The organism is Natronospirillum sp., from assembly GCF_022565775.1.
Classification (GTDB): domain Bacteria; phylum Pseudomonadota; class Gammaproteobacteria; order Pseudomonadales; family Natronospirillaceae; genus Natronospirillum.
Map to the genome: position 1 here is coordinate 1 of NZ_JAIUMC010000126.1, position 6677 is coordinate 6677.

Genomic DNA, 6677 nt, shown 5'->3' on the forward strand with positions numbered 1-6677 from the left:
TAAAGCTTGCCGAGGCGGCAAACATGATGGCCACGGCAAAGGGCATGAAGTTGACGCCCAGTTGGTCGGCCACGGCCATTGCAATCGGGAACATCAACACGGCGGCTGCATTATTGGTGATGGTTTCGGTAAAGGCCACTGTGGTGATGTAGACCAGTGCCAATGCCAGCCAGGGCGACAGGTTGCCGGTGCCCAGCAGCATTTGCGCGACGCCCGCGGCGGCCCCGGTTTCCCGCATGGCAGCGCCCAGCGCAAAGGATGCTGCAATCACCACCAGCACGGACAGGTCGATGGAGCGGCGGGCATGGCTGGCGGTAATACACCGGGTCACCAGCATGCCGCCTGCAGCCAGCAGAGCTGCTTCCAGGATGCTCAGCAAACCCGTGGCAGCGGTGAGAACCAAAAGCCCCAGAAGCGTCAGAGCGGCGGGCGCCTTGCGAAAGTCTGGCGGCGTGGAGTCGTTCAGCACGCTGACCAGCAGAAAGTCGCGCCGGAACCGATACTGCTCTACAAAACTCGGGCCGGCTTCCAGTAGCACAGTATCGCCTACTTCCAGTGTGATTTGCCCGAGCTTGCCCGGTACCCGGCTGCCCCGGCGGGATACGGACAAGATCACCGCCTTGAAGTGAGTCCGAAAACCGGACTCCTTGATGGTCTGGCCGAGCGCCGGGAAGTCTGGCCCCAGCACCACCTCCACCAGGTGGCGCTGGTGGTTGGCGATCTTGAGCTTCTGCACGTCGCCATTGGCTGCCTTAAGGCCGTTGATGCGGCGCAGTTCTCGGGCGCCTTCAGGGGCACCGATAAACACAAGCCGGTCATTGTCCTGCAGCGGTGTATCGGGGGCTACGGCAGACAATGTGTGCCCGCCTCGCTCGATTTCTGCCAGGTAGCTGGATTGCAGATTACGCAGCCCGGCTTCCACAATGGTTTTGCCACTCAGCGGGCTGCCCGGGACTACCTGCATCTCTACACTGTATTCTCGCGCCTGATCCAGTTGCTCTACAGCGCTTTGGCGGTTGGGCAACAACCTGTTGCCGAGCAGGATCAGATACAGGCTGCCGATCAACAGCACCGGCACCCCCACCCAGGCCAACTCGAACAGGTGCAGCGATACGCCCTTTTCGCTTTGCAGCAGGCCGTCGACCACCAGATTGGTGCTGGTACCGATCAACGTCAGTGTGCCGCCCATGATGGCGGCATAGCTCAGCGGCAGCAGCAATTTGGAGGCGGCGATGCCGCTGCGCTGCGCCCAGTCCTGCACGGCCGGGATCAGCATGGCCACAACGGCGGTGTTGTTCATGAAGGCGCTGAGTACCGAGGTGGGCATGATCAGCCGTGCCTGGGCCTGACGGGTGGTTTTGGGCTGGCCCAGCAATCGCCCCGTCAGAAACTGGATGGCGCCGGTTTCTTTCAGGCCAGCCGCCACGATGTACAGGACAGCAATGGTAATCACCCCCGGGTTGGCAAAACCGACCAGTGCCTGCTCTGGCGCCAGGATGCCGGTGACCACGAGAACAGCCAGCGCGGCCATCAGAATGACATCCGGGCCGATGCGGGTGGTGATCAGGGTGATCAGCACGCAGGCAGTGAGGGCCAGCGTGAAATAGGCTTCGAGGGGCATCAGATGGCGCTGCAGATTTTCTTGACGCTGGCTTCAATGTCGGATTTCGACGTGTCGATGGTGACTTCGGGCGCTTCTGGTATCTCGTAGGGATCACTGATGCCGGTGAAATTCTTGATGATGCCGGCCCGGGCTTTTTTGTAGAGGCCTTTGGGGTCGCGCTGCTCGCAGACTTCCAAAGGGGTCTCCAGATACACCTCAATAAATTCACCATGGCCGAAGGTGGAGCGCACCATCTGGCGGTCTCTTTTATAGGGCGAGATAAAGGCACAGACGACGATCAGCCCGGCATCCACCATCAGCTTGGCCACTTCACCGACCCGACGGATGTTTTCTGCACGATCGTTCTCGGTCATGCCGAGATCCTTGTTCAGCCCGTGGCGCACATTGTCGCCGTCGAGCAGGAAGGTGTGCTTGCCCAGTTGGTTAAGGTGCGTATCCAGACCATTGGCAATTGTGGATTTGCCGGAGCCGGACAGGCCGGTGAGCCAGATGCAGCGTGGCGTTTGGTTCAGGGCCTTGGCGCGATCGGCTGGGGTTACGGCTGAGTTGTGCCAGGTGATATCAGGTTTGGACATAATAGTTGAAAGTCGAAAGTTGTGAGTTTTGAGTTTTAGCGCGGCCAAGGCCTGCGCCTACAGGGTGCCTCTGTTGCAGGCACTGGCTTGCCTGCGCTCGGCGGTGATAGCCGCCTAAAAGGGGCTAGCAGCCCCAAGCGCGGCCGATGCCGGCGGACTACAAGGGTGGCTATTAAAAGTAGCCTTCCTGCTTTTTCTTTTCCATGCTGGCGGCTTGGTCGTGGTCGATAACACGGCCTTGGCGCTCACTGGTCTTGGTGAGCAGCATTTCCTGAATGATCTCGGGCAATGTGGTGGCTGTACTTTCTACTGCACCGGTGAGCGGGTAGCAGCCCAGAGTCCGGAAACGTACGCTTTTCATCTGCGGCTTTTCACCGGGCTCCATGGGCATGCGGTCGTCGTCCACCATGATCCAGGTGCCGTCACGCTGCACAACGGGGCGCTCTTTGGCGTAATACAGCGGTACGATGGGAATCTGCTCCAGATGGATATACTGCCAGATGTCCAGCTCGGTCCAGTTGCTGAGCGGGAAGACACGGATGCTCTCACCCTTGTTGATGCGACCGTTGTAGAGCTTCCACAATTCCGGGCGCTGGTTCTTCGGGTCCCAGCGGTGGTTTTCATCCCGGAACGAATAGATGCGCTCCTTGGCGCGGCTCTTTTCCTCGTCGCGCCGGGCACCGCCAAAAGCCGCATCAAACTGATATTTGTTCAATGCCTGCTTGAGTGACTGGGTTTTCATGACGTCCGTATGCACGGCACTGCCGTGGGTGAAGGGGCCAATACCCTGGCGAACGCCTTCTTCGTTGATATGGACGATGAGCTCCATGCCCACTTCCTTGGCCATGCGGTTGCGAAACTCGATCATTTCGCGGAACTTCCAGGTGGTGTCCACATGCATCAGCGGAAACGGTGGACGACCGGGCAGGAAGGCTTTGCGCGCCAGGTGCAGCATGACGGCCGAGTCCTTGCCGATGCTGTAAAGCATGACCGGGTTTTCGAATTCGGCAGCCACTTCACGAATGATGTGGATGGACTCGGTTTCGAGTTGCTTCAGGTGGGTAAGTTGGTTCATACCGGCTTGCAGTTCCATTCCGGGAAGTGTTCACGAACATAGGCATTCAGCGCCCGTTCGGCATCAGTGTATTCACGACCTGCGTGCTTGAGCTCACTTTGGGCTTTGCCGCGCAGCAGCCCCGCACCAACGGTAATATTCGACAGTCGGTCGACAACAATCAGCGAGCCGGTTTCGCGCAGGCTGGTATAGGGATCAAATATCAGCGGTTCGTTGGTGTTCAGCACACCGTGACCAATTTCATTGAGTTGCAGGCTGTCCGTCGGCGCCCGTTCCATGGTGTTCACATCCGTCTTGTTTTCAAGATGTTCAATGCGCCCCGGTGTGGTGAGGGTGCCGCATTTGATCAAATACTCCTTACCGGGCGTCAGTGGCTCGTCGCTCATCCAGATGAAATCAACTTCGGAGCGTCTGGCCAGCGTGGGATGATCCCCACGCACGATCATCGAGCCCCGGGAGATATCCACTTCCTCTTCAGTGGTCAGCATGACCGCCTGATTGGTGTTGACCTTCTCGACCGGTTCACCGGCCAGGTAGAGGCTGGCAATGCGCGTGTGCTTGCCACTGGGCAGCACCGTGATCTCGTCACCTTTGCTCAGTGAGCCGGCTTCGAGTGTGCCTGTGAAACCGCGGAAATTGAGATCCGGCCGCACCACAGATTGTACCGGCAGCCGCGTGAACTGATTGGGGAACTCGGCGGATACATCGACGCTTTCCAGCCACTGCGTCAGCGTATGGCCGTCATACCAGGGCATCTTCTCACTGGGAGTCACCACATTGTCGCCTTTCAGGGCCGACATCGGAATGAATTCAATGCTTTCAATACCCAGTTGGCGGGCAAACTGAATGTAGTCGTCCCTGATTTCTTCAAAGCGTTTTTGGCGGAATTCCACCAGATCCATCTTGTTGATGGCGACGACCAGATGCGGAATGCTCAGCAAGGTACAGATGAAAGTATGACGCCGCGTCTGCGTCTGCACGCCGTGGCGCGCATCAATCAGGATCACGGCCGCCTGCGCGGTGGAAGCACCGGTGGCCATGTTGCGCGTGTACTGCTCATGCCCGGGCGTATCGGCAATGATGAACTTGCGCTTGTCGGTGGAGAAGAACCGGTAGGCCACATCAATGGTGATGCCCTGCTCGCGTTCACTGGCCAGGCCATCCACCAGCAGCGCCAGATCCAGCTCGCCTTCACCAGCCTTGCCCATGGTTTTGGAGTCTTTGGTGATGGAGGCCAGTTGGTCTTCGAAGATCATTTTGGAGTCATGCAGCAGTCGGCCGATCAGCGTGGATTTGCCGTCGTCAACACTGCCACAGGTGATAAAGCGCAGCAGCCCCTTGTGTTCGTGCTGGTGGAGGTAGGCTTCGATGTTGCTGTCGATCAGATCGGATTGGTTCATAAGACAAGTTTTCAGTTGTTAGTCGAAAGTTGTGAGCGCGGCCAAGGCCAGCGCCTACAGCGGTGGCACTTTTGTAGGCGCTGCTTTAGCTGCGCTCGGCGGAGCAGCCGCCTTCAAGCCGAGGCGATAAACCAGGGGTTCAGTACCGATTCCTTCTGGTTGTACCGCAAAGCCTGCCCGGTCTCGGCGTCGACCAACTGCCCCCCGGCACCCAACAATACAGCATGGGCGGCAGCAGTGTCCCATTCACTGGTCGGCCCCAGTCGCGGATAGATATCCGCCGCGCCCTCGGCAACCAAGCAGATTTTCAGAGAGCTTCCCATACTTTTTATTTCTGGGTTTTTGTATTGTGCACAGAAATCCTGAAATTCAGGACTTTGGTGAGAACGGCTGCCGACAACGCGCCAGCCCACTTTGGTGGCTGGGGGTTGGGCAACGGAAATGATGCAGTTTTCGCCAGCAGAGGCACCATCAGGGGCACCTGACGGTGCCGAGCGCGGCCAAGGCCGCTGGCCTACAAGGGTTTTGCAGGCCTGTCCAACGGCAATGCCGCCATGATAGGTCACGTCCAGTGCCGGGGCATGCACGACGCCCCAGACCGGCTCACCCTGCTCTATCAGGGCGATATTAACCGTGAATTCGCCGTTTTTCTTGATGAATTCCTTGGTGCCGTCCAGCGGATCGACAAGCCAATAGCGCAGCCATTTCTGGCGCTCCGACCAGGCGATCGTGCTGCTTTCCTCCGACAGGATGGGAATGTCGGGTGTGAGTTGACGCAACTGGTCAACAATCAGCCGGTGTGCCGCCAGGTCAGCTTCCGTCAGTGGGCTGTCGTCGGCCTTGGTTTCAGTGCCAAAGTCACGTTGGTAAACCGCCATGATGGCATCGCCCGCCTGCAGGGCAATATCGGTCACTCTGTCGAAAGGTAATGCTGTCATCAAACTGGTGCTCTATCCGTTGGTGAGAGGATGCTCAGGCGCGTGTCACGAACAGTTCAGATGCCACCATCATCCAAAATACTTTGACGCACTCTGTAGGCGAACTCGGCAAAAAATCCGGCCAGCAGCCCCAATATGCCGCCAAGCACTATGCCCAGCGCCAAAATCAAAGAACCACCCGGGCCACTCCGCCCTGAGCGCTCGCCTCGGGCTGCGTATTGTATAACCTCGCCTTCAACCAGAGTTTCAAGCGTGGCTTCCAGATCCATCAGTCGGTCGCTGTAGCTGGCCACCAGTTCCGGAGGCAGGGTAGTCAGCCCGTTGCCAGCCTGCTCGAGATTCGTCTGTATGCGATCGATCTGGCTGTTCAGCAGATTATGGCGACGCTCATAGGCGGAAGTCTGTGTAGCCTCAATATGGCCCAATATCTCGCGATGCATGCCTTCAATTTTCTCCTGCTCCGCACGAGGAGCCGTGGAACGCATACTAATCAACAGTGTATTGCTGGGGTTTTCCAACCGAAGTTCAAACGGCATGGTGCTGTATTCGGAATTATCTTCCAGGAACGCCCGCATGTAGGCTGGCCAGTGTATATTCTCTACCCGCCTAATTAGAGTGTTCACCGGCTGCAGGGCTCTGGTCTCGCCTTCCATGTTCTGATATTGGGCTACCTCGTAAAGAGTAACCATCTGATAATTGGGCTCTGCGCGATTGAGCAATGCATAGGCAAATGCCGCCGCAACAATGACAAAGCCGGTACCAATGACCCACCAGCGACGTCTGATCAGGATTTTAGCCAGATCTACCAGGGAGATTTCATCATCCCGGTATTGTGGGTAAGGATAGTGCTCGGGAGGCTGCTGGGTGGGGTACTTCGGTTTTTGATCAGTCATAAAGTTTGAGTTGTGAGTTGTGAGTTGTGAGTTGTGAGTTGTGAGCTCGGATTCTGGCCGACAGCACTTGATTATGAAAGCTCTTTTCTGAGCTCTTCTATTTCCTGCTGTATCGCATCGTATTCATCCAGCTTGCGCTTCAGAAAGCGCGCGGTAACGCGGCTTTTCTCTT

Annotated in this window: 6 protein-coding genes; all 6 read right to left on the reverse strand. The window is 57.5% G+C overall.

The annotated features are described in order from the left end of the window. Positions 1-1621: SLC13 family permease (locus LAT62_RS15325; RefSeq protein ID WP_293385919.1), on the reverse strand; the 1621-nt coding region annotated here is incomplete at its 3' end. Beyond that, entirely contained in the window at positions 1621-2199 is a 579-nt protein-coding gene (gene cysC, locus LAT62_RS15330) for an adenylyl-sulfate kinase (RefSeq protein ID WP_293385921.1), read from the reverse strand. The genes cysC and LAT62_RS15325, both read right to left, overlap by 1 nt. A gap of 172 nt (positions 2200-2371) precedes the next feature. After that, positions 2372-3274 carry a sulfate adenylyltransferase subunit CysD gene (cysD, locus tag LAT62_RS15335; protein WP_293385923.1) on the reverse strand — a complete coding sequence of 301 codons (903 nt, stop codon included), beginning with the start codon at positions 3272-3274 and terminating at the stop codon, positions 2372-2374. Next, complete coding sequence (cysN, locus tag LAT62_RS15340; protein ID WP_293385925.1) at positions 3271-4674, reverse strand: sulfate adenylyltransferase subunit CysN; 1404 nt, start codon at positions 4672-4674, stop codon at positions 3271-3273. The genes cysD and cysN overlap by 4 nt, the downstream gene beginning before the upstream one ends. A gap of 113 nt (positions 4675-4787) precedes the next feature. Then, entirely contained in the window at positions 4788-5612 is an 825-nt protein-coding gene (cysQ, locus tag LAT62_RS15345; protein WP_293385927.1) for a 3'(2'),5'-bisphosphate nucleotidase CysQ, read from the reverse strand. Positions 5613-5668: 56 nt separating this feature from the next. After that, complete coding sequence (locus LAT62_RS15350; RefSeq protein WP_293385929.1) at positions 5669-6505, reverse strand: Wzz/FepE/Etk N-terminal domain-containing protein; 837 nt, start codon at positions 6503-6505, stop codon at positions 5669-5671. Positions 6506-6677 lie beyond the last annotated feature (172 nt).